Annotated in this window: 26 protein-coding genes, 1 tRNA gene and 1 other RNA gene; 16 read left to right on the plus strand and 12 right to left on the minus strand. The window is 58.4% G+C overall.

What is annotated here, in order from left to right:
• Window positions 1-103 precede the first annotated feature (103 nt).
• Together BOSE62_RS01475 and BOSE62_RS01480 are read right to left on the minus strand one after the other, a co-directional pair.
• On the minus strand, window positions 104-883 hold the full coding sequence (locus BOSE62_RS01475; protein WP_159640756.1) for an SDR family oxidoreductase: 780 nt from the start codon (window positions 881-883) through the stop codon (window positions 104-106).
• A gap of 453 nt (window positions 884-1336) precedes the next feature.
• Window positions 1337-1413 (minus strand) — tRNA-Pro (locus BOSE62_RS01480).
• A 200-nt stretch (window positions 1414-1613) separates the two neighbouring features.
• Between BOSE62_RS01480 and yajC the strand changes: the two genes are divergently transcribed.
• The 4 genes from yajC to BOSE62_RS01500 are packed head-to-tail and all read left to right on the plus strand — an operon-like array spanning window position 1614 to window position 4942.
• Complete coding sequence (gene yajC / locus BOSE62_RS01485; RefSeq protein ID WP_159640759.1) at window positions 1614-1946, plus strand: preprotein translocase subunit YajC; 333 nt, start codon at window positions 1614-1616, stop codon at window positions 1944-1946.
• A gap of 27 nt (window positions 1947-1973) precedes the next feature.
• The gene (secD, locus tag BOSE62_RS01490) at window positions 1974-3578 is read left to right on the plus strand and encodes a protein translocase subunit SecD (protein WP_159640762.1); all 1605 of its coding nucleotides are present in this window, start codon (window positions 1974-1976) and stop codon (window positions 3576-3578) included.
• The gene (gene secF, locus BOSE62_RS01495; RefSeq protein ID WP_159640765.1) at window positions 3575-4558 is read left to right on the plus strand and encodes a protein translocase subunit SecF; all 984 of its coding nucleotides are present in this window, start codon (window positions 3575-3577) and stop codon (window positions 4556-4558) included. Before secD ends, secF begins: the two co-directional genes overlap by 4 nt.
• A gap of 3 nt (window positions 4559-4561) precedes the next feature.
• Window positions 4562-4942 carry an Mth938-like domain-containing protein gene (locus tag BOSE62_RS01500; protein WP_236553764.1) on the plus strand — a complete coding sequence of 127 codons (381 nt, stop codon included), beginning with the start codon at window positions 4562-4564 and terminating at the stop codon, window positions 4940-4942.
• Here the strand turns inward: BOSE62_RS01500 and BOSE62_RS01505 are convergent.
• A complete protein-coding gene (locus BOSE62_RS01505; protein WP_159640768.1) occupies window positions 4939-6117 on the minus strand; it encodes a glycosyltransferase in 1179 nt (392 codons plus the stop codon). The two genes, BOSE62_RS01500 and BOSE62_RS01505, sit on opposite strands and share 4 nt — an antisense overlap.
• A 24-nt stretch (window positions 6118-6141) precedes the next feature.
• The gene (locus BOSE62_RS01510; RefSeq protein WP_159640771.1) at window positions 6142-6705 is read right to left on the minus strand and encodes a helix-turn-helix domain-containing protein; all 564 of its coding nucleotides are present in this window, start codon (window positions 6703-6705) and stop codon (window positions 6142-6144) included.
• 85 nt (window positions 6706-6790) lie between these two features.
• Between BOSE62_RS01510 and BOSE62_RS01515 the strand changes: the two genes are divergently transcribed.
• Complete coding sequence (locus tag BOSE62_RS01515) at window positions 6791-7321, plus strand: DUF6456 domain-containing protein (RefSeq protein WP_159640774.1); 531 nt, start codon at window positions 6791-6793, stop codon at window positions 7319-7321.
• Here the strand turns inward: BOSE62_RS01515 and BOSE62_RS01520 are convergent, their stop codons facing one another.
• Window positions 7322-9136, minus strand: coding sequence for an ABC-F family ATP-binding cassette domain-containing protein (locus BOSE62_RS01520; RefSeq protein WP_159640777.1), 1815 nt, complete (start codon window positions 9134-9136; stop codon window positions 7322-7324). It abuts the gene before it with no gap.
• Between the two features lie 125 nt (window positions 9137-9261).
• Between BOSE62_RS01520 and BOSE62_RS01525 the strand changes: the two genes are divergently transcribed.
• The 5 genes from BOSE62_RS01525 (at window position 9262) to BOSE62_RS01545 (ending at window position 13399) form a co-directional block, all read left to right on the plus strand.
• Window positions 9262-10119 carry an aminotransferase class IV gene (locus BOSE62_RS01525; RefSeq protein ID WP_236553765.1) on the plus strand — a complete coding sequence of 286 codons (858 nt, stop codon included), beginning with the start codon at window positions 9262-9264 and terminating at the stop codon, window positions 10117-10119.
• A gap of 16 nt (window positions 10120-10135) precedes the next feature.
• Window positions 10136-10849 (plus strand): SIMPL domain-containing protein, encoded by a 714-nt coding sequence (locus tag BOSE62_RS01530; RefSeq protein ID WP_159640783.1) that lies wholly within the window; start codon window positions 10136-10138, stop codon window positions 10847-10849.
• A 65-nt stretch (window positions 10850-10914) separates the two neighbouring features.
• Window positions 10915-11220, plus strand: coding sequence for a hypothetical protein (locus tag BOSE62_RS01535; protein ID WP_159640788.1), 306 nt, complete (start codon window positions 10915-10917; stop codon window positions 11218-11220).
• A 98-nt stretch (window positions 11221-11318) separates the two neighbouring features.
• Window positions 11319-11984, plus strand: a complete 666-nt coding sequence (locus tag BOSE62_RS01540) for a response regulator transcription factor (RefSeq protein WP_159640791.1) — start codon at window positions 11319-11321, stop codon at window positions 11982-11984.
• 95 nt (window positions 11985-12079) lie between these two features.
• Window positions 12080-13399 carry a sensor histidine kinase gene (locus BOSE62_RS01545; protein ID WP_159640794.1) on the plus strand — a complete coding sequence of 440 codons (1320 nt, stop codon included), beginning with the start codon at window positions 12080-12082 and terminating at the stop codon, window positions 13397-13399.
• On the opposite strand, the gene BOSE62_RS01550 is transcribed toward BOSE62_RS01545, so the two are convergent.
• Window positions 13396-13677 carry a chorismate mutase gene (locus BOSE62_RS01550; RefSeq protein WP_159640797.1) on the minus strand — a complete coding sequence of 94 codons (282 nt, stop codon included), beginning with the start codon at window positions 13675-13677 and terminating at the stop codon, window positions 13396-13398. The two genes, BOSE62_RS01545 and BOSE62_RS01550, sit on opposite strands and share 4 nt — an antisense overlap.
• Before the next feature lie 116 nt (window positions 13678-13793).
• On the opposite strand from BOSE62_RS01550, the gene BOSE62_RS01555 reads away from it, so the two are divergent.
• Window positions 13794-14807, plus strand: a complete 1014-nt coding sequence (locus tag BOSE62_RS01555) for a polyprenyl synthetase family protein (RefSeq protein WP_159640800.1) — start codon at window positions 13794-13796, stop codon at window positions 14805-14807.
• Between the two features lie 24 nt (window positions 14808-14831).
• Complete coding sequence (locus BOSE62_RS01560) at window positions 14832-15110, plus strand: ETC complex I subunit (protein WP_159640803.1); 279 nt, start codon at window positions 14832-14834, stop codon at window positions 15108-15110.
• A 40-nt stretch (window positions 15111-15150) separates the two neighbouring features.
• Here the strand turns inward: BOSE62_RS01560 and BOSE62_RS01565 are convergent, their stop codons facing one another.
• From BOSE62_RS01565 to BOSE62_RS01580, 4 genes are all read right to left on the minus strand, one after another.
• The gene (locus tag BOSE62_RS01565) at window positions 15151-15663 is read right to left on the minus strand and encodes an NUDIX hydrolase (RefSeq protein WP_236553767.1); all 513 of its coding nucleotides are present in this window, start codon (window positions 15661-15663) and stop codon (window positions 15151-15153) included.
• 81 nt (window positions 15664-15744) lie between these two features.
• Complete coding sequence (locus BOSE62_RS01570; RefSeq protein ID WP_159640806.1) at window positions 15745-16422, minus strand: TPM domain-containing protein; 678 nt, start codon at window positions 16420-16422, stop codon at window positions 15745-15747.
• Window positions 16422-17153: a TPM domain-containing protein gene (locus tag BOSE62_RS01575; RefSeq protein WP_159647837.1), complete on the minus strand. Its 732-nt coding sequence runs from the start codon at window positions 17151-17153 to the stop codon at window positions 16422-16424. Before BOSE62_RS01575 ends, BOSE62_RS01570 begins: the two co-directional genes overlap by 1 nt.
• Before the next feature lie 65 nt (window positions 17154-17218).
• Window positions 17219-17809, minus strand: coding sequence for a LemA family protein (locus BOSE62_RS01580; protein ID WP_159647838.1), 591 nt, complete (start codon window positions 17807-17809; stop codon window positions 17219-17221).
• Window positions 17810-17954: 145 nt separating this feature from the next.
• Here BOSE62_RS01580 and mscL point away from each other — a divergent pair, with 145 nt between their 5' ends.
• The 4 genes from mscL (at window position 17955) to ssrA (ending at window position 19749) form a co-directional block, all read left to right on the plus strand.
• Window positions 17955-18380: a large conductance mechanosensitive channel protein MscL gene (gene mscL, locus BOSE62_RS01585; protein WP_159640809.1), complete on the plus strand. Its 426-nt coding sequence runs from the start codon at window positions 17955-17957 to the stop codon at window positions 18378-18380.
• Window positions 18381-18652: 272 nt separating this feature from the next.
• Entirely contained in the window at window positions 18653-18883 is a 231-nt protein-coding gene (locus tag BOSE62_RS01590) for a hypothetical protein (protein ID WP_159640812.1), read from the plus strand.
• Window positions 18884-19048: 165 nt separating this feature from the next.
• A complete protein-coding gene (locus BOSE62_RS01595) occupies window positions 19049-19315 on the plus strand; it encodes a hypothetical protein (protein ID WP_159640815.1) in 267 nt (88 codons plus the stop codon).
• Between the two features lie 81 nt (window positions 19316-19396).
• Window positions 19397-19749, plus strand: a transfer-messenger RNA (tmRNA) gene (ssrA, locus tag BOSE62_RS01600).
• A gap of 108 nt (window positions 19750-19857) precedes the next feature.
• Here ssrA and BOSE62_RS01605 read toward each other — a convergent pair.
• Complete coding sequence (locus tag BOSE62_RS01605; RefSeq protein WP_159640818.1) at window positions 19858-20088, minus strand: hypothetical protein; 231 nt, start codon at window positions 20086-20088, stop codon at window positions 19858-19860.
• 100 nt (window positions 20089-20188) lie between these two features.
• Window positions 20189-21442, minus strand: a complete 1254-nt coding sequence (locus BOSE62_RS01610; protein WP_159640821.1) for an N-succinylarginine dihydrolase — start codon at window positions 21440-21442, stop codon at window positions 20189-20191.
• Between the last annotated feature and the right edge of the window lie 4 nt (window positions 21443-21446).

Here is a 21446-nt window from a genome sequence, read left to right on the forward strand (position 1 = left end):
TGGGAGAGCTCAGGCACCGGGGTGACGCCGCGCACAAAGCCGTAACGCACATCGCGAAAGGCAAGGTCGAAGGAAAGATTGTCGTCCGGATGTCGTGACCGATTCAGAAGGTGCTGTTGAATGCGCCGCCATCAAGCAGAATATTCTGGCCGACGACAAAACCGGCATGCTGCGAACATAGCCAGGCGCAGGCTGCTCCGAATTCCTCCGACGTGCCATAGCGACCGGCGGGGATGTCCCGGAAACGGTCCTGACGGATGTCATCCAGGCCCTTGTTCTGTGCCTGAGCCGCCATGTTGTCGAGCGAGATTGTACGGTCCGTCGCGTGCAGGCCCGGCAACAGGTTGTTGATGGTTACGCCAGAACCGGCCACCTGGCGCGCCGTGCCGGCGACATAGCCGGTGAGACCCGCACGGGCCGAGTTGGAAAGGCCGAGAATCGGAATCGGCGATTTCACACTGACGCTGGTGATATTGACCACTCTGCCCCAGCCCTTGTCGATCATCGCGGGCAACAGAGCCTTGATCAGCGCGATGGGCGCGAGCATATTCGCGTCCAGGGCTGCAATAAAGTCCTCACGGTTCCAGTCGCTCCACATGCCGGGCGGGGGGCCGCCGGCATTGTTCACCAGAATATCGACGCCTTGGGCGGCTGACAGTAACGTCTGCTGCCCTGCCTCGGTTGTAACGTCCGCGGCTATAGCCTCCACCTCGACGCCATAAGTCTCGCGAATGGCTTGCGCGGTTTCCCCGAGCACGTCCGCGCTCCGGGCATTGATGATCAGGTCAACGCCTTCAGTCGCCAGAGCCTCTGCACAGCCGCGGCCCAATCCTTTTGACGATGCACAAACGAGGGCGCGTTTGCCCTTTATTCCCATATCCATATTATAATCTCCAGCTTTGCAAGCCCATGCCGATCAAGCCGTATCCTCGTAGCTTTCCCGCGATTCTCGCTTCAGAATTTTGCCGCTAGCATTTTTTACCAGGCTTTCGGCGAAAATATCTATTTCGCGGGCGCTTATAGCCTGCGAGATTTTTCCTGCAATAAATGTGGATATCTTCGAGCCGGACCGATGTGCCATCGTTCAATATAATTCCCGCTGAAACAGCCTCGGTCCAATTTTCATGAGCTACACCAAGACCAGCAGGTTGGGTCCCGCCGACAAACAATCGCGGCCGATCGCCCGAACCTGAGCGGCAACGCATGTGTCTGGAAAATGCGCACATCAAAATGCGCAGGTAGGGGCACAATGGGGGATTCTGGTTTCTCAACCACATGTTGGAACGTCCTCAAAGTCGAGGAAGACCGTGGTTATTGGTTGGGAGAAATGTTTAATTGGTCGGGACGAGAGGATTCGAACCTCCGACCCCCACACCCCCAGTGTGATGCGCTACCAGGCTGCGCTACGTCCCGACCGAGGCTGCGCATATATGGAGGTCGGCGGTGCTTGGCAAGTCGTTTGCGTCATGCGTGCCACCTTTCCGGATTACAGATTTCGTTGCACCTGTGACAAGCCCGTGATAGGCGCGCGCAACATTTGGGGCGGCTGTTCCGGGACTTGAAACAAGAACCCGGGCATCACACATGAACATTGCAACAACCGGGACGAATTCATGACATCAATCACTATATTATCTGCAGCAGCTGGCGCCGGCGGGGCCGGAGGATTTCTGATATCGATCATGCCGCTGGTGCTTATTTTTGCGGTTTTCTATTTTCTGCTCATTCGTCCGCAGCAGAAGAAGATGAAAGAGCATCAGGAAAAGGTCGGTTCGGTCAAGAAGAATGACGAAGTCGTGACCGGCGGCGGACTGGTCGGCAAAGCGGTCAAGGTTGACGATGAATATGTTGAAGTCGAAATCGCCAATGGCGTCCGCGTCAAGGCGATCAAGGCCACTCTGACGGATGTTATGCCACGCGGCGGCGCCAAACCTGCGAACGACTGATCGCGGTGATATAGAAAGTTAGTTTCGATGCTCGATTTCCCGCGCTGGAAAGTCATTTCCATTTCCCTGTTGCTGGCCTTTGGCGTGCTGATGTCCATTCCCAGCCTGCTGGGTGAAAATGGCCGGCAATATTGGCCGAGCTTTCTGCCGAATGAAACGATCAACCTGGGACTGGATCTTCAGGGCGGCAGCCATATTCTGCTGGAAGCGGACCCGGCCGATGTCGCGACCGCCCGGCTTGAAACGATGGAAGAATCGGTGCGCGCGGAAATGCGCCGCGCCGAGCCGCGGATCGGCATCGGCGATATTTCCCGGCGCGATGGCGTGTTGAGCTTCATGGTGCGCGACAGCACCCAGGTCGATGCCGCGCGCGACGCGATTGTTCCGCTTACCACCGGTGCCGGTCTGACCGGCCAGCGCGACTGGGATATCGAGGTGCGCGACGACACACGCTTTGTCCTGACGCCGACCGCTGCGGGTCTGGAAAGCGCCGTCGAGAATGCGATGGAAACGGCAACCGACGTGATCCGCCGCCGGATCGATGAAATGGGTACGCGCGAGCCGACGATCATTCGCCAGGGTGATAACCGGATCGTGGTGCAGGTGCCGGGTCTCGATGATCCCGAAGCGCTGAAAGCCTTGCTCGGACAGACGGCAAAGCTGGAATTCAAACTGGTCGATTTCGAGGCCGATCCCAATATGGTCGCCGCCGGCCGCGCGCCCGTTGGCAGCCAGATTTTCCCCTATCCCGATAATCCGTCCGGATTGCCCAATATCGCAGTCAAGCGTCTCGGCGGGATCAGTGGCGACAAGCTCACCGATGCGGGGCAGGGCTTCGACCAGCAGACCAACGCGCCGGTGGTCAATATCACCTTCGACAGCGAGGGCGGCGCCAAATTTGCCCGGCTGACGCAGAATAATGTCGGCCGTCCCTTTGCCATCATTCTGGACGGACAGGTGCTGTCCGCCCCCAATATCAATGAACCGATCCTTGGCGGTTCGGCCCAGATTTCAGGCAATTTTTCAGTCGAGAGTGCAAACCAGCTGGCGATTGCACTGCGCTCCGGTGCGCTGCCGGTCGAGCTGAAGATCGTCGAGGAGCGCACCGTCGGTCCCGATCTCGGCAAGGATTCGATCGACAAGGGCACGATTGCCGCGATTATCGGTACGGTCGCTGTGCTGACCTTCATGGTGGTCACCTATGGCCGCTTTGGCATGTATGCCAATATCGCGCTGGCATTGAACCTGTTCATCATCATCGGCGTTATGGCGATGTTCAACGCGACGTTGACGCTGCCGGGTATTGCGGGCTTCGTGCTGACCGTCGGTTCGGCGGTGGACGCGAATGTGCTGATCAATGAACGAATACGCGAAGAGCGAAAACGGGGCAGGCGTGTCATCCAGGCGATTGAAGTCGGCTACAAGGAAGCCTCGCGGGCCATTCTGGACGCTAACGTGACCAACGTCATTGCCGGTGTGCTGCTGTTCATGTTCGGCTCCGGACCGGTGAAAGGCTTTGCGGTTGTGCTGATGATCGGCATCATCTCGTCCGTATTCACTGCCGTGGTTGTCACCCGCATGTTCGTGGCGCTCTGGGCCAGAAGAGCCCGGCCGCAGGAGTTGATCATATGAAATTGCTGAAACTCGTACCTGACGACACCAATTTCAGGTTTCTGAAATGGCGCAATATCGCGATGGCGTTCAGCATTTTGACGATCATCGCCTCGATTGGCCTGGTCGCGGCCAAGGGCCTCAACTTTGGCGTCGACTTTATCGGCGGCCAGATGATCCAGGCAACCTTTACCGAGACCGAAACGGCACCGATCACCGAATTGCGGGAAAGCGTCGGCGCGCTTGGCTATGGCGAAGCGACGATCCAGCGCTTTGGCGATGCCAATGAAGTGTCGATTCGCATGCGTCTGCCCGCTGAAGCCGAATCGCGCCCGGAAGCGGCCAATGAAATGACCGAAAAGATCGTTGCTGCGATCAAGGCGGACCATCCCGATGTCCGCATCGATGGCGTCGAGTCCGTGTCCGGCAAGGTGTCGTCGGAACTGTTTGAAACCGGGGCCTATTCCCTGCTTTTCGCGATTATCGCAATTTCCATCTATATCTGGATCCGGTTCGAATGGCAGTTCGGTGTCGGTGCGCTCTTTGCACTGGTGCACGATGTCGCGCTCACCTTCGGTCTGTTCGCGCTGACGCAGATGGAGTTCAACCTCAATATCGTTGCCGCGCTGCTGACAATCATCGGCTATTCGCTCAACGACACGATCGTGGTGTTCGACCGTATCCGCGAGAATCTGAAGAAATATCGCAAGATGGACATCATCGGCCTGCTTGACCTGTCGGTGAACGAAACCCTGGCCCGGACCGTGATGACCAGCTTGACCATGCTGATCGCGCTGGGTGCCCTGATCCTGTCGGGTCCCGATGTGATCTTCGGCTTTTCCGTGGCGATGTTCTTCGGCGTGTTCGTCGGCACATACAGCTCGATCTATATGGCAGCCCCGATCCTGATCTGGCTCAAGGTTGGCCCGGATACATTTGTCCCGGCCGAGCAGGATAATCCGGCAGCGGAAAAAGTGGGCGGTCCGGAACAGATTGGCTGATCCTTGGTAGAGCTGCGCAAGGATGTCGAGTTTGCCGGCCCGATCATCACTGGCTTTACGGCCAGTGGTTTCAAGAGCGGTGACCGGCGGTTTGAACAGGGCCTGCTGATCTCGCCCGAACAGGTCATTGGCTGGGAAGGATCGGCGCTCGATAGCCTCAATCTCGCAGAGATATTGTCCAGTCTCAACCTGTCGCCGCGACCGGAATTCCTGTTGCTGGGCAGTGGCCCTGCCATGTTGCAACCGCCGGCTGCGTTCCGGCGGGAAGTGGAAGCCGCCGGCATGGGGCTGGAGGTCATGGACAGCCGCGCTGCGGCGCGGACCTGGGGCGTATTGCGGGCCGAGGAACGCTGGATCATCGGCGCGCTTCTTCCGCTCGCCTAGGTCCTGCCCGCCGCCTGACCCAGGATTTCCAGCAATTGATCGCCGTTATTCTGCCAGCTGAACCGGCTGACCGACGAACGGACGATGTCCTGCGCCGGCGGAGCGGCGAGAACGGCCCTGGCGGCCGCTACAATGGCCTCGACACTCTGGTCGACGATCCGGCCGGATTCCGGGCTGGTCACCAGTTCACGCGCGCCGCCGGCTTCACTGATGATGACAGGCGTACCGCAGGCCAGTGCCTCAACCCAGGCATTGGCGAGCCCTTCGGACTTTGACACCAGAATAGCGATATCGGCAGCGGCGGTCAGTTGTGGCAGCTGTTCGTGCGGCACGCTGCCGAGAAAACGGACGCGGCCGGTGACGCCGAGCTGATCGGCAAGGGCGCGGTAATTTTGTTCTTCTTCGCCTGCTCCGGCGAGCAGCAGCTCTGCATCGGGAATATGACGCAGGGCGCGGATTACCAGATCCTGGCTCTTGCGCTTGATCAGAGCGCCGGTGGAGATGAACAGTGGCCCGTTGACACCAAGCTGCCGCTTCGCAGCAACCCTGTCGACCGGTACAAACTTGTCCTGATCCAGTCCGGTATAATGGACGGAAATCTTGCCTCCAGCCATTCCAAGGGCGAGCATATCCTGCTTCAGTGCCCCGGATACCGCCAGCAAGGCGCTGGCCTTTTCCGCTGCCTGCAATAGCTGAACGCGGCATTTCGGATCGCTTCCCCAGTGGTGGATATCCGCGCCGCGCGCCTTGATTGTGAAGGGAATGCCGAGCGCCTCGGCAATGCGCATGGCCGCTGGTCCGTCGGGATAGAAAAACTCGGCGTCAACGATGTCAAACGGGGTTTTTTCGTGCAGCTTTTTTACCAGCGGCAGGACTGCCTTGGTGATACGGCCCGGATTATAGCGGCCGCCTATCCTCGGAATCAGCCGGAAGCAGGGGCGATGCACGTCGAGTCCGCGCCACATTTCATGATCCGGCAATTTTTCCAGCGACCGATATTGGGCAAGCCGGTTCAGCGGCCATGGCGGTATCCCGACCGGATTGACAACCGTCACGCTGGCTTCCGGTCGGCGCGCCAGTTCTGCCGTCTGCCGTTCGACAAATATTCCGAAATTCGGTGCTGCCGCGTTCGGGAATAATGTCGACAGGGTCAGAATGCGGAGCGGCTCGGTCATGGCAAATATTCTCGCACCCGGTTCCTAAAGCTCTCTTACCAGCCGCACCGCGACGCCGATCCATTCCGGATCGCTGACAATCTGCTGACGCGCGCCGCTGCCGAGAGGCAGGATTTGCAACTTGTTGTCCTGGCGACCGATCAGACGGCCGAAGAGATAGCGCCCGGCGGGGCGAGGGACCAGCACATCGCGGTTGAGCGCACCGCCAAACTGGTCCGGGCTGCGTCGCGACAGCCAGACATCGTCGCCGGTGCGATAGTCGCCGACGCTGCTCTTGACCCGCAGCGCCACCATCGCCGGTTCGATCGCGGGCTGATAGATATGTTCGACCTTGCCCAGAGCGTGCGCGCCCTTGTGGTCCAGAACAGCAGCCACGGGCAGTTCCTCCTGATCGGGCAGGGACAGAAGCGTGGCGCTGTCGACGCCCAGCGCATCGGCTATCCGGTTCAGCCAGCCGAGCGACAGGGTCCGCGTGCCGGTCTCGAGCCGGCCGATGGTCTGCGCCGTGGTCGGCGGTTCACACCTGCCAGCAACATCGTCCAGCGTCAGTCCCTTGGCCTTGCGAACCTCTCTGATACGGCTGATCATATAAATCTCCAAACCTATATGGTTTTATCCTTTCCTACAATATTGCCAAAATGGCAAGAGGGTTGCAAGCCAAAGAGGAGATTATATGTCCGCCAGCAGAACCAGAAGAGACAAATCATTATCCGGTCCGCGTCTGCTTGCCGAACGGGCGCTGCCGCAGGATGGCGAGGAACGGAAGGGACGCGAAGCGCCGCGCAGGCGGGTGCGAAGTGTCACGGTCAATCTCGCTGAATCGCCTCTGGGCTGGCTGCACGCGAGAGGCCATTTGTCCGACCGCCAGTTCGACGCGGGAGAAAAGCTGCGGGCCGACTGGGAACGCGCCAATCTGGCACCGAGTGTGACGATGCGCTGGGATGCCGCGCCGGTTGCCGGCGGCAAGCGTGGGGCACCGCAAATATTGAACGAGACCGAAGCCCAGCTCGCAGCCAGATTGCGCTTCGAAAAGGCCATGAACGATCTGGGAAGCGACCTGTCGGACATCGCCTGGCGGATCATCTGTGGCGGCGAGGGGGTGCCGGTGGCGGAGAAACGTCTCGGCTGGCCGGCGCGGTCCGGCAAACTGGTGCTGAGAATCGCGCTGGACCGGCTGGCAGGATATTATCGGTTGCCGGGGTGATCAGCTGCCAGCCAGACGCTCGACTTCTTCCGCCAGTTCCAGCCACCGCATTTCGGCCTCGTCTTTTTCCTCGATCAGGGCGCTATTCTCTTTGGTTAACGCCTCGAAACGCGGAAAGTCCCGGGTGTAGAGGTCGGGATCGGCAAGCAGCTGTTCAATTTCTCCCATGCGTTTGTCGATCGCTTCGATTCGCGCTGGCAGAAGGTCATAGTCCCGCTGGTCCTTGTAGCTCAGCTTTTTGCTGGAACTCGCGTTTCTGGCGTTGTCGCTGCTGCTTTTCTGGACCGGTTTCGGCGCCGATTTCGGGGTCCGGGTTGGGGGTTTGCGCCGGGCTTCCCATTCGGCATAGCCGCCGGCGACAATGTCGACGGTTCCGCTGCCATCCAGGCCGAGTGTCACGGTCACCGTCCGATCGAGAAAATCGCGGTCATGGCTGACCAGCAGCACTGTGCCTTCATAATCGGCGATCACTTCCTGCAGGAGATCGAGCGTTTCGAGGTCGAGATCGTTAGTCGGTTCGTCGAGCACCAGCAGGTTGGACATTCGCGCAAATTCCCGCGCCAGCAGTAGCCGCGACTGTTCGCCGCCCGACAAGGTGCCGACTTTGGCGTCGATCAGTGACGGCGCAAAGAGAAATTCCTTGAGATAGCCCTGCACATGTTTCTTGTCGCCGCGCACATCCACCCAGTCGCTGCCGTCGGCGAGCACGTCGCGGACAGACTTGTTGCCTTCGAGCAGGCTGCGTTGCTGGTCAATGAACACGCCGTTGAGTGTCTTGGCGAGAGTGACGGTGCCGCTATCCGGCTCCAGTTCTCCGGTCAGCATCTTCAGCAATGTCGTCTTGCCCGCACCATTGGCGCCAACGATACCGATCCGGTCCCCGCGCTGGATGCGCAGAGAGAAGTCGCGGATGATCTGGCGTTTGTTTTCGCCTTCGCCAAAGGATTTCGAAATATGCTCTGCGGTGATGACCGATTTTGTCCGGCTGTCGTCATTCTGGATCTTGAGATTGGCGGTGCCCGCAGGGCCGATCATCGCGGCGCGCGCAGCACGCATTTCCCACAGTTTCTCAAGCCGTCCCTGATTGCGCTTGCGGCGTGCGGTCACGCCGCGTTCGAGCCAGCGCGCTTCGAGCTTCAGCTTGGCGTCGATCTTGCTGGCGGCTTGGGCTTCATCCGCGTGAATTTTCTCCATCCACGCATCATAGCCGCCGAATCCGACTTCCTGCCGCCGCAAGGCGCCGCGATCTAGCCAGATTGTCTGTTTGGTCAGACGGGTCAGAAAGGTCCTGTCATGCGAAATCGTAATGAATGCGCCCTTGTATCGCCCCAGCCAGTCTTCCAGCCAGTCAATCGCGCCGAGATCGAGATGGTTGGTCGGCTCATCCAGCAGCAAGAGGTCGGGATCGGACGCCAGTGCGCGGCAGATCGCCGCGCGGCGTTTCTCGCCACCGCTGGCTTTCGCAGCCCCCTTGGAAAGATCGGTGCCCAGTTGATCCGCTATGGCCTCCACTTCGTGCAGGGCAGGGCCTTGCTCGCCCGATACGGCAAAGTCGCGCAGGGTTTCGAACCGGGTAAAATCCGGTTCCTGTTCCAGATAGACGATATTGGTCCCGGGCTGGACCATTCGCTGGCCCTTGTCCGCTTCGATCTGGTCGGCGATCAGGCGCAATAGCGTGGTTTTGCCAGCGCCATTGCGGCCGATCAGGGCCAGCCGGTCACGCGGACCGACGTGGAGATCGAGATTTTCGAAAAGCCAGCCTTCGCCCTGATGGAGCGAGAGATTCTCATATGCAAAGATCGGGGGTTGAGCCATGGTTCCCGGGCGTTAGGGCCAAGCGGCCTCCGGCTCAAGCCTTCTCTTCAGGTCAAAGGCCATTGACCTGTCGCGCCATATCGGATTGTAGGGACGGATATGGCATTTTGGAGATCGGTAACAGCGTGAACACAGTCTATCTGAACGGCGAATATGTTTCCAGGTCCTCTGCCAGAATTTCCGTATTTGACCGGGGGTTGCTGTTTTCCGATGCGGTATATGAGGTAATTTCGGTGATCGACGGCCGGTTGATCGACATGCAGCGCCATGTTGCCAGGCTGGAGCGATCCCTGGGCGAACTTTCGATCAACGCTTTTGCCGATTGGTCGACAATAGCGCAGAATCTGGTGGCGGAAAATGATTTGCAGGAAGGCATGGTCTATCTGCAAGTGTCGCGTGGAGTGATGGAAGAGCGGGATTATCGCTGGCCTGCTCCCGATACCGCCCCGACAATATTTGCCTTTGCCCAGTCTCGCGCATTGATCGCCAATCCGATGGCCGGTCGCGGTATGAAGATCATCACACGACCCGATCTGCGTTGGCAAAGATGCGACATCAAGACCACCCAGCTGCTCTATGCATCGCTGATGAAAATGGAGGCCATGGCAGCTGGTGTCGACGATGTCTGGATGGCGCGCGATGATATGATCACCGAAGGCACATCGCAAAATGCCCATATCATCACTCGGGACGGCACTCTGGTCTCGCACCAGCTTGACCGGCGCATTTTACCCGGCGTCACCCGAATTGAAATGCTCGAACAGGCAAAGGCGATGGAACTAACGATCGAAGAGCGCGCTTTCTCCATAGACGAAGCGAAGCGGGCGGCGGAAGCCTTTGTGACGTCTTCTACCCTGCTGGTCATGCCGGTCGTGGAGATTGATGGCCACAAGATCGGAAACGGACAGCCGGGGGCAAGAACGGAAATAATCCGGCAGAACTATTTAACCGCCGTTCAGAGTGCTTCGTCTACAGCGAACTGAATCAATGGAGAAGATTATGAAATTCCCAGTTATACTGGCCGGTGCGGCCCTGGCTCTGAGCCCGATCAATATCGCGCAAGCCGCAAATGTAGAAATTGTCGCGCAAAACCCCGTGATCGAGCTGAGCGTATCGGAACAGGTCGATAGCGCGCCGGACACAGCCACTTTCAGCACGGGTGTCGAGACGCGGGCAAAAACCGCAACCGAAGCGTTGCGCCAGAATTCGGTGCAGGCCCGGGCGGTCATGGACCGGCTCAAATCGCTCGGGATCGCCGAGAAGGATATCCAGACCAGCGGCATCAACCTGCGGGCGGATTATGACTATGATCAGGAAAGCCGGCAGAACCGCTTCGTCGGTTATGTCGTGTCCAATCAGGTCTCGGCGACCGTGAACGAGATCTCAAAGCTGGGCGAAATTCTCGATGCGATTGTCAGCAGCGGCGCAACCAATCTGAACGGCCCGTCATTCTCGATCAGCGATGACAGCAAGCTGAAGGATGTTGCGCGCGAGCGGGCGCTGGCCAACGCCAAGGCGCGCGCCATGAGCTATGCCCGGGCCGAGGGATATAGCGGCGTCCGGGTGCTTTCGATCAGCGAGGGCATGTCCCGTCAGTCCGAAGCGCCAATGATGCGGATGGAAGCATCGGCATCCCCCTCAGCGCCTCCGGTAGCGCCGGGACAGGTCGGAACCGTCGTTTCGCTCAATATTACCTATGAAATGACGCGATAATCACTGCATGTTCGCTGAAATCTTATTCACGTGATGTTAAAACCACCGGGGCTAGGAGGGTATTGATGTTGAAATTAACAGCCTTTTTCCCCCTCCTGGTGCTCGGTGTGTCCGTTGTCGCACCGCAGGCTTCGGCTGCGGACCGTCGCGGTGAGCAGAATGAGGCGAGGGCCCAGATGATGGCGGGCAAGGTGAAATCGATCCGTTCGATCGAGAACCGGATTCTGCCGCGCATGAGGGACAGCGAATATATCGGCCCCGAATTCGATCCCGGTGCGCAGGTCTACCGGCTGAAGTTCATTCGCGATGGCCGGGTAATATTTGTCGATGTCGATGGCCGCACCGGCTCGATCCTGCGCCAGTCCCGCTGATTCACTGCACTTGTCGCGATTTTCTAATAGCATTGTGCCTGTGGGGGATGGTGATATAGGCTGTTCCAGAAAACCAGGCTTTATTTCGGAGGACAAGCATGCGCGTCTTGATCGTTGAAGACGAACCTACGCTGGGTCAGCAGCTCAAATCGACACTGGAGGCCAATGGCTATGCGATCGACCTGTCGACCGACGGTGAAGATGGCCATTTCATGGGCTCGACCGAAGATTATGACGCGGTCATCCTGGATCTCGGCCTGCCCGAAATCGACGGCCTGACCGTGCTCGATCGCTGGCGCAAGGAAGAGCGCAATTTTCCGGTGCTGGTGCTGACCGCCCGGGACAGCTGGTCCGACAAGGTTGCCGGGCTCGACGCCGGTGCCGATGACTATCTGGCCAAGCCGTTCCAGACCGAAGAACTGATTGCCCGGTTGCGCGCGCTCATCCGCCGTGCCTCGGGCAATGCCTCGTCGGAGCTGACCGCCGGCAATGTGCGTCTAGATACAAGATCGGGCAAGGTCACGCTCGACGGCAGTCCGGTCAAGCTCACCGCCCAGGAATATAAGCTTCTGTCCTATCTGATGCACCACAAGGGCAAAGTCGTGTCGCGGACCGAATTGATCGAGCATATTTACGATCAGGATTTCGACCGCGATTCCAACACGATCGAAGTCTTTGTCACTCGCATCCGCAAGAAATTGGGGGCCGATGTCATTTCCACCATCCGGGGACTTGGCTATAGTCTAGAGGATCCCGAAGCCTGAATGAACCGGCCCAGATAGATCGTCCGCTCGAAGAAAAGGCACCGGCAACCCAATCTCGGCTAGGCACGCAGACCACCGGATCGCTCAGTCGCCGGATGATCGGTATTGCTGCGGCGTGGATCATGATCCTGCTGTTCGGTGGCGGCTTTGCGCTGGACCGGGTGCTCAACGATGCGGTTACCCGCAATTTCGACAATCAGCTGGAATATGTGCTGACCGCGATGATCGCGTCGGCGGAAATCGGTCCGGATGGCGAGGTGTTCCTGAACCGGCCGCTTGGCGACCAGCGCTTTCTCGAGCCAAACAGCGGTCTCTACTGGCAAATCAGCGGCAAGGGGCATGACGATTTCCCCTCACGATCCCTGTGGGACCGGACGCTGGTCTCCAACATCACCCATGACGACCGTGAAATCCATATTTACGACAGCAACCAGTTTGAGGACGAACCGCTGCGGGTGCTCGAGCGTACGATCATTCTGCCCGATAGCGACACCAGATGGCTGTTTCAGGTGGCGCAAAGCCGCGACGGTCTCGATGCCCAGATCGCCACGATCCGCTCGATATTGATTAACAGTTTCCTGATACTCGCGCTTGGTCTGATCGGCATGGCGGCGCTGCAAACGCTTTACGGTCTCTGGCCATTGCGCAAGATCCGCAGCGCCATCGCCGCGATGCGGACCGGCCAGCAGCGCCGCGTGGTCGAACCGATGCCGATCGAGGTCACGCCGATGGTTGACGAACTCAACGCCTTGCTCGACCATAATGAGAAGCAGGCAGAGGAAGCGCGCCGCCATGCGGGCAATCTCGCCCATGCGCTGAAAACCCCGCTTACCGTCATTATGAACAGCGCCACCGCCAAGGCCGACGATCTCGCCGATACGGTGATTCGCGAGGCCGGCGTGATGCGACGGCAGGTTGACCATCATCTCGCCCGCGCCCGGGCCGTCGGCCGGCGCGGCAACGCGCACAGCCGGGCGAGAGTGTGGCAAAGCCTGCAGGCGGTCGAACGGGCGGTCGGCCGGCTTTATCCGCATGTCCGGATCGATATTGACGGCGACAAGGATGCGGTCGCTTCGGTCGAGCGCCAAGATCTCGATGAAATGATCGGCAATCTGGTTGAAAATGCCGCTAAATATGGCGGCGGCAGCGTCTTCATCACGGTCGAAAGCGACGGCGACTTTGTGGAACTGCTGATTGAGGATGACGGTCGCGGCATTCCCGAAGCAGAGCGCCAGCGGATATTCGACCGCGGCGTCCGGCTCGACAGCGGCAAGCCGGGCACCGGTCTGGGGCTTGCCATTGTCCGTGACGTCGCGGAAATCTACGAAGGCTCGGTATCGCTGGAAGAAAGCGAGGATCTGGGCGGTCTGCTGGTGCGGCTCAGACTGCCGAAGAGCGAGATTGTCGAGTCCTAAGCCTCGCTGCGGATTCGCTCGTGGTGCCGAATCACTTCGTCGATGATGAAACGCAGGAATTTTTCCGAAAATTCCGGATCGAGATTGGCGTCGATGGCGAGCTGGCGGAGCCGGGCGATCTGTTCCTTTTCGCGGGCGCCATCGGCAGGCGGCAGGCTGTTTTTCGCTTTATATTCACCGACGGCCTGGGTCACCTTGAACCGTTCGGCCAGCATGAACACCAGCGCCGCGTCGATATTGTTGATGCTTTCGCGATATTGCTTAAGCTTTTCGTCCATTTTACGCTGCCCCAATTGCACCTGTTTCGATTTCGGCATCTCATGCACGAGGTGCAACCGAATATGGCCTGATTTCACTTGCCTTATCCCTAGTGAATTGCCACATCCGGTGCAACATGTCAGCAACGGTCCATCATATCGGGCGGGATAACGCGCCTTCACTAGAACCCATCATGTCTCTGGTCGCCAGCGACATGAACCAGGTCAACAGCGTGATTCTGGACCGGATGCAGTCGGAAATTCCGCTTATTCCCGAACTGGCGGGGCATCTGATCGCCGGTGGCGGCAAGCGGATGCGGCCGATGCTGACGCTGGCCGCGGCGAAGCTGATCGGCTATCCTGGAGACCGCCATTTCAAGCTCGCGGCAGCGGTCGAGTTCATTCACACGGCGACCCTGTTGCATGATGATGTGGTCGACGGCTCAGACATGCGGCGCGGAAAAACCGCCGCCAATCTCATTTTCGGTAATCCGGCGACCGTTCTGGTCGGTGACTTCCTGTTCAGCCGCTCGTTCGAGCTGATGGTCGAGGACGGCTCGCTCAAAGTGCTGAAGATATTGTCCAATGCTTCTGCTGTCATCGCCGAAGGCGAAGTCAACCAGTTGACCGCGCAGCGCAAGATCGAAACCAATGAAGACCGCTATCTCGATATCATTGGCGCCAAGACAGCTGCCCTGTTCGCAGCGGCCAGCCGGATTTCCGCCGTGGTCGCGGAATGCGACGACGAAGTCGAACTGGCGCTGGACAGCTATGGCCGCAATCTGGGCATAGCCTTTCAGCTGGTCGATGACGCGATCGACTATTCATCCGATCGCGAAACCATGGGCAAGGATGCCGGCGACGATTTCCGCGAAGGCAAGGTGACGCTGCCGGTCATACTGGCCTATGCCCGCGGCAATGACGAAGAGCGCAAATTCTGGAAAGACGCGATCATCGGGCATAAATCGTCCGATGACGATCTGGCCCGGGCGACTGCGTTGATCCACGCAACCGGAGCCATGGACGACACGATGTCGCGGGCCCGCCACTATGGTCAGCGGGCAATTGACGCACTCGGTATATTCGCTGCGGGCAAAGCGAAGGAGGCGATGACCGAAGCGGTTGAATTTGCCATTTCGCGCGCTTATTGAACCGGTTCAACACAGGAACAGAATATGGCCGCACGAATTTATCAAACGCCCAGAAATGCGATGCAGTCGGGCAGGGCACTGACCGACAAATGGGTATTGGAATTCGAACCGGCAGAAGCCCGAAAACCCGATCCCCTGACCGGCTGGGCCGGATCCGGCGATACCCAGCGGCAGGTAAAGCTGACCTTTGACAGCTGCGATGCGGCAAAGGCCTATGCCGAAAAATATGGTATTGCCTATGCGGTCATTCCAACACCGCACAAAACCCTGAAAATCCAGGCTTACGCGGATAATTTTCGCTAATATTCTGGCCCCGCCGACGGCTACCGGTGCAGGCGGCTGCTCAGGCCAGCTTTAGAAACATCATCAGCCTGACGTCGATGCCGGCGCCCTCTTGTCGCTTCCTGTCGATGAAATCACTCAACGCGTGCAATGCGACACGATGAACGGTGATATCCTCTCCATCCACGCCACCGCCTACGCCGGTCCTGGTCAATCCTTCGGCTCTGAACAGCGAGAAGCTTTCGGAAACCATGCCGGGAGATGAATAAAATTCGCCCAGATCCGTCATCACTTCCGCACGATATCCGGTTTCTTCCTCCAGTTCGCGGATCGCCGCGACAGCGCTGTTTTCCTCGGCATTATCATCATGATCGCCGACCAGTCCGGCGGGCAGTTCGATACAGTTTTTGCCCAGCGGTACGCGAAATTGCTCGACCAGCAGCACATGGCCATCGTCGACGGCGAGAATGACCGCGGCCTTGATGCCGCGGCTGCGGGAGACATATTCCCATTTGCCCTCGCGCTTGGCCGTGATGAATCGGCCTTCCCACATGATCTCGATATTGTCGAACATATTGATCCCGTGCCTGTTGTGCGTCTGGACATGTGCCTGCCGCAAAAACGGCCGGTCGGCAAGCTCAGGGCGAAGGGAAAGTCAAAGTTCAATCAGCCGGTCGGGCAATTCGTTGGGATTCTGGTCGGATTTGGGAAAATGTTCGGCCAGGACGATGCCCATCTGGCGGACCGCTTCGGCCATGCCTTCGCCCGGCGTACCAGCGCGTACCAGGTCGATCATGCCGACCATTGCGTTGCCCCAGACGTCCGGTTCCACCTTGGCGACAATAGCCTCATCAGCCACGATTTCCGCGCGATGTTCACGCATCGACAGATAGAGCAGGATGCCGGTCCGTCCGACCGTGCGATGATCCGTGGACACGCGGAACAGGGATATCGCCCGCTTGCGCACCCGTGATTTCTTGATCGGTGGCGGGATGAGCAGGAAGAGCAGAGGCTTCCAGATCAGGATCAGCCGCGTACCGAAAAATTTCAGCGCCGCAAAGATGAACAGCGCCCAATAGGGCAGGGCGGTGATGCCGCTCCAGCCACCGGCCAGCCAGTCGACGATGCCCAGATAGATTTCCGGAAACAGGCTGATCACCAGCAGGGCGGTCAGCGCCACCAGACCGGATATCGCCCAGGCGACGTCTCCATAATGGTCGGACTCGCCGGTGACGATAGTGACGATTTCGCCATCGGTCGATTTCTCCGCCTGCGAGACTGCGGACGTGACGATCTTGTGATCGTCCGGGGTGAACTGATTGACTTTGGCCATCACCATCCTCCCGAAGCGCCGCCGCCGCCAAAGCTGCCGCCGCCTCCGCTAAAGCCGCCGCCTCCGCCGAAGCCGGAACCGCCGCTGCCGCCGCCCCAGATAACGACCGGGCCGGCACCACGCCGGTAGCGTTTGCCACCGCGGTTGGAGAACATCGGGATGATGACGAAGAATATCAGGACGAATATCCAGAAAATGATCAGGCCAATATTCTCGCCATCGCCTTTGCTGGCTTGCTGACTGGCCTGCTGCGCGACCGCGAGCGCTTCTTCCTCCGGCAGCACCAGTTGGTTCGAAATACGGTCGACGCCGGCAATGATGCCGCCGGCCATATCGCCATTACGGAACTGGGGAAGGATATCATTCTGAATGATGATGCTCGACAGGGCGTCGGTCATGATGCCTTCAAGGCCATAGCCGACTTCGACGCGCACCTTGCGCTCATTGGGCGCGACCAGCAGGATCAGGCCGTTATCCTTTTCCGCTTCGCCTTCTCCATCCTGTCCGATGCCCCATGTCCGGCCAAGCTGATAGCCATAGTCGGCGATATCATAGCCTTCGAGACTGCTGACCGTTGCAACAACCAGCTGGCGATTGGACTGGCTTTCCAGCGCCGCAAGCTTCGCAGTGAGCTCGGCTTCCTGCGCAGGATTGAGCAGATCCGCCTGATCGACAACGCGGCCGGTGAGTTCGGGAAAGCTCTGGGAAAAAGCCGGGCTGGTTACCGCCATGAAGGCGATAACCAAGCCGAAGATGGTAGTCTTTAGCGGCGAAAGGGGCCGAAGAGCTTTCACTCTTAAAAGCTGACTTCAGGCGCTTCGTCCGCGCCTTCTGTCGTGGCAGCAAAGGGCTCCATCGGTTCGGCACCGTGGATAATCTTCGCGCCGATGATATCGGGGAAGGTGCGGATCGTCGTATTATATTCGCGGACCGCTTCATTATAATCGCGCCGCGCTACGTTGATGCGGTTTTCCGTGCCTTCGAGCTGGCTTTGCAGGGCAAGGAAATTCTGGTTGGATTTGAGCTCGGGATAGGCTTCCACCGTTGCCATCAAACGTCCAAGCCCTTGCGAGAGGGCACCCTGTGCGGCGGCAAATTCCTGAACCTTCGCGGCATCGCCGAGATCATCGGCGCTGAGCTGAATCGAGGTTGCTTTAGCCCGGGCTTCCACCACGGCGGTCAGCGTGTCCTGTTCCTGCGTAGCAAAGCCTTTGACGGTCTCAACGAGATTGGGGATAAGATCGGCGCGGCGCTGATAGGTGCTTTCAACATCAGCCCATTTGGCTTTGGCATTTTCTTCCGCTGTCGGCACGCTGTTGATTCCACAGGCGCTCAGCGACAGGGCCACGGCCGGCACCACCAGAATTTTGATCAACTTGTTCAGCATTTTTTTGAAACCCTCCATCCACACGGCGAAACGCCGCACCACGTTGTAAAAATAGGTATCAATGGTCGCCTTTGCAACGACTTCCCTCGACAATTTTGGATTTTTCATACATTTACACGGCTTTAGAAACGGGAAGGGAATTTTTATGTTAAACGAGTTCAAGGCATTTATTCTGAAGGGCAATGTGCTCGATCTGGCGGTCGCTGTCATCATTGGCGCCGCCTTTGCAACGATTACCACGTCATTGACCGAAGATGTGATCATGCCGGTTGTCAGCGCCCTGTTCGGGATGCCTGATTTCTCGGGAATGTTCATCCTGCTCGGCTCGCCGCCAGCCGATTATAGCGGTGCGATGACCGACTATGCAGCGCTGAAGGAAGCCGGCGTACCGATGCTCGGCTGGGGCCAGTTCCTGACCGTGGTGATCAACTTTGTCATATTGGCGTTCATCATCTTCATGATTGTCCGCTACGCCAACAAGGTGATGAAGAAGGCCGAAGAAGAAGCGGCAGATCCGGGTCCGAGCGAAATTGACCTGCTGAAGGAAATCCGGGACAGCCTGAAGAAGTAACGCTCGCGATTGGCGATATCGTCCCTTTTGCAGCCTGGTTTGTGCGATGCACAACAGGCATGGCAAAGGGGACGATTTTTATGTCTGTAGCCGGAAAACGGCCGGTTGAAATCATTCGAAATGCCGCAAATTTGTAATAATAGTCGTTATATTACAATGTTATAACGGGCATCTGCATTTTTTGAGATACATTCGGAATTTTCAATCCTATAGGCTCGCTCGGCTGGATTGATTCTCAGCCAATTTGAACGACGATATGGGGACTAATTATTATGCGTAAATTCGCTGTTTTGGCTGCATCCGCAGCTGTATTCGCTTTGTCTGCTTGCAATGCTCCAGCTGAAGATGCTGTTGTCACCGACGAAGTTGCTACCGAAGAAGTAGCACCTGCTGAAGATGCCATGGCTGCTGAAGAAGTTGCTCCGGTCGCTGAAGAAGCAACCGCTGAAGCTGCTCCTGCAGACGAAGCTGCTGCACCAGCTGAAGAAGCTGTTGCCGAGTAAGCTCGCAACAACCGAAATTCCCTCTGGGGAACTAGAGAAGGGTCAACCGGGCAACCGGTTGACCCTTTTTTTATATTTTTTTGAAACGCGGGAACCAATTGATGGTCGACGGGTTGATGGGACCGAGGAGCCTTTTTCGCTCCTTCCAATTGACGAGGGATTAATATGCGTAAATTGATGATTTTGACCGCTTCTACTGCAGCTCTGGCACTCAGCGCCTGTGCACAGGAAGACACTAGCGGTGCGGAAACCGAAACCGAGGTGCAGGCTCAGGAAGCCGAAATGGAAGCAGACCGTCTCGACGAAGCTGCTGACAATGCGATGACCGAGTCGGCTGAAGAATCGCTGGAAAACAAGGCGGACGCGATGGAAGACAAGGCTGATGTGCTGGAAGACAAGGCTGATGCCGAAGAAGGCGTTCTCGCCCAGTAATTCGCCCAGCCATTACGAATTCCCCTTGGGGAACTAGAGGAGGGTCAACCGGGAGGCCGGTTGGCCCTTTTTCTTGTCTGTGCACTGTTCATTCAGAATTATATCCCTATATAGGAAGCGTCCGTTTCGACGGACTATGGTGATAAATTGTGATGTGTAATAGACACTACGGACCCGGGGGCAGTACCCGGCGGCTCCACCATTTCAGGCGATTTGCAGCGATGCGAAGCGCTTTTGCTGATGGGGCCGAACCAGGATCGACGGGTGTTCAAAGGCGTTATTTTTACCCGGCCTGAGTATGCCGTGATTGCTCAAAACCTATAAGTGCAAACGATAACGAAGCACTCGCTATTGCTGCCTAACCCATTGACCTCACGGTCATAAGTTAGAAAGCTACGCGCGGTTGAACCCACCGGGCAACAGAAGGGAATTCAGCGGTTTGGAAGGCACCGGGCAACAGAAGCCTTCCACTTCATTCGCAAAGATGTAAGCATAGCCTCAGTCCAGTGGCGCCGCGAAAACGGCTCTGCTGCGCGGCGCATTCAATATTCGGAGCTGTAGATCCGGTTGAGGTCGATGGCCTCGATCATCTTGGCCCCGGCCATGAACACCGCTCCGGTCACCGCCAGAAACAGCAACTTGCCGCCCCATCCGGGATATTCAACGAGATAATGCTGGCCGCGCTGGACCGCACCGGTCGCAAGCGCATAGATGATCAGGAAAGCCTCGAACTTGGTCTTGATAACGAACAGCCGTCTGAATTTTTTCCACATGACGATTGCATAGCAAGCATTGTGCCAAGCCCAGAAAACCGGCGCTTTCTATTGTGAAATATGGTAAACTGTAAGTTAACCCGACAGTCGCGCGGTAAGATCAGTCTTCGAGTTCGGCCAGACGGCAGACGTCGAGCAAGCGGCTTCGGGCCTGCCTGACAAGATCTGCCAGCGGCGGATCCTGCAATTGATCGGGACTGATCGCTTCCGGCCAATATTCGCTCACCACCCGCGCGATCATATCCAGCTTCTCCGGCGTTGCCATAAAGCGCGGATCGACCGTAGCCGGATCCGCAACCACCCGGAGCCGCAGACAGGCCGGGCCGCCGCCATTGGCCATCGACTGGCGGACATCGACCGGACAGAGCCGGCGGATCGGACCATTGCCCGCCACCAGGTCGGTCAGATAGGTCCAGACGGCCTCATTTTCGTGCGCCTCGCTCGGCAGGATCAGCGCCATGCCGCCGCCGTCCGGCAGGCTCACTAGCTGGGCGTTGAACAGATAGGATGTTATCGCGTCGGCCAGACTGACCCGGTCGGCCGGTACGATGATGATCTCCGCCTCCGGCAGCTTGGCCCGGATCGCCTCATAAAGCGCATCGGGCTGTTCGAACGCCTGTTCGTGGGTGAACAGCACCCGCTCGTTGGCCACCGCGACGACATCATTGTGGAAGGCCCCCGCAGCAATAGCCATTTCCGCCTGCTGCGCGAAAATCACGCGCTGCTCGTGCAGCCCATGCTTGCGCGCCACCGCCTTGCTCGCCTCGATATGCTGGCGGGCGGGGAAGGGGCCGCCGCTCTTGCCATAGACAAAGATCTCGAGGCCCGGCGCGTCATGGCCGGAGCAGAGCCGCATATGATTGGCCGCGCCCTCGTCGCCGAATGGCGAGGGAACCGGCGCGTGCACGGCGAAATGCTCGTGATCGGCAAAGGCGAGCTGCAATTGCGCCAGCGTGCCCGGCCATTCATGGCTGCGATGCGGCATGGTCTGCAGATTGGCGACGGTGAGATGGCATTTGTCGTCGGGCGCATCCGGCGCGGGGGACACGGTCGCGGCATTGGCCGCCCACATCGACGAAGCGGAGAAGGCCGCGGCGCGCAAATGCGGTTCAGCGGCAGCAACATCTGTTCCCAGTGCTTCCAGCCAGCCGCTGTTCGGCCGGTCCAGCGGCATGAAATAGCCCTGCGCCAGCCCAAGCTCCAGATTGTGCCGCATCTTGGCGATACCCTGCAGCGCCGCTTCCCGCGGATAGGCGGTCGCGCCGGCATTGGTCGAGGAGGCGATATTGCCGAGGCTCAGCCCGGCAAAATTGTGACTCGGCCCGATAATGCCGTCAAAATTGATTTCAACCATCCGG

This window comes from Sphingorhabdus sp. 109 (assembly GCF_902506555.1).
GTDB lineage: Bacteria > Pseudomonadota > Alphaproteobacteria > Sphingomonadales > Sphingomonadaceae > Parasphingorhabdus.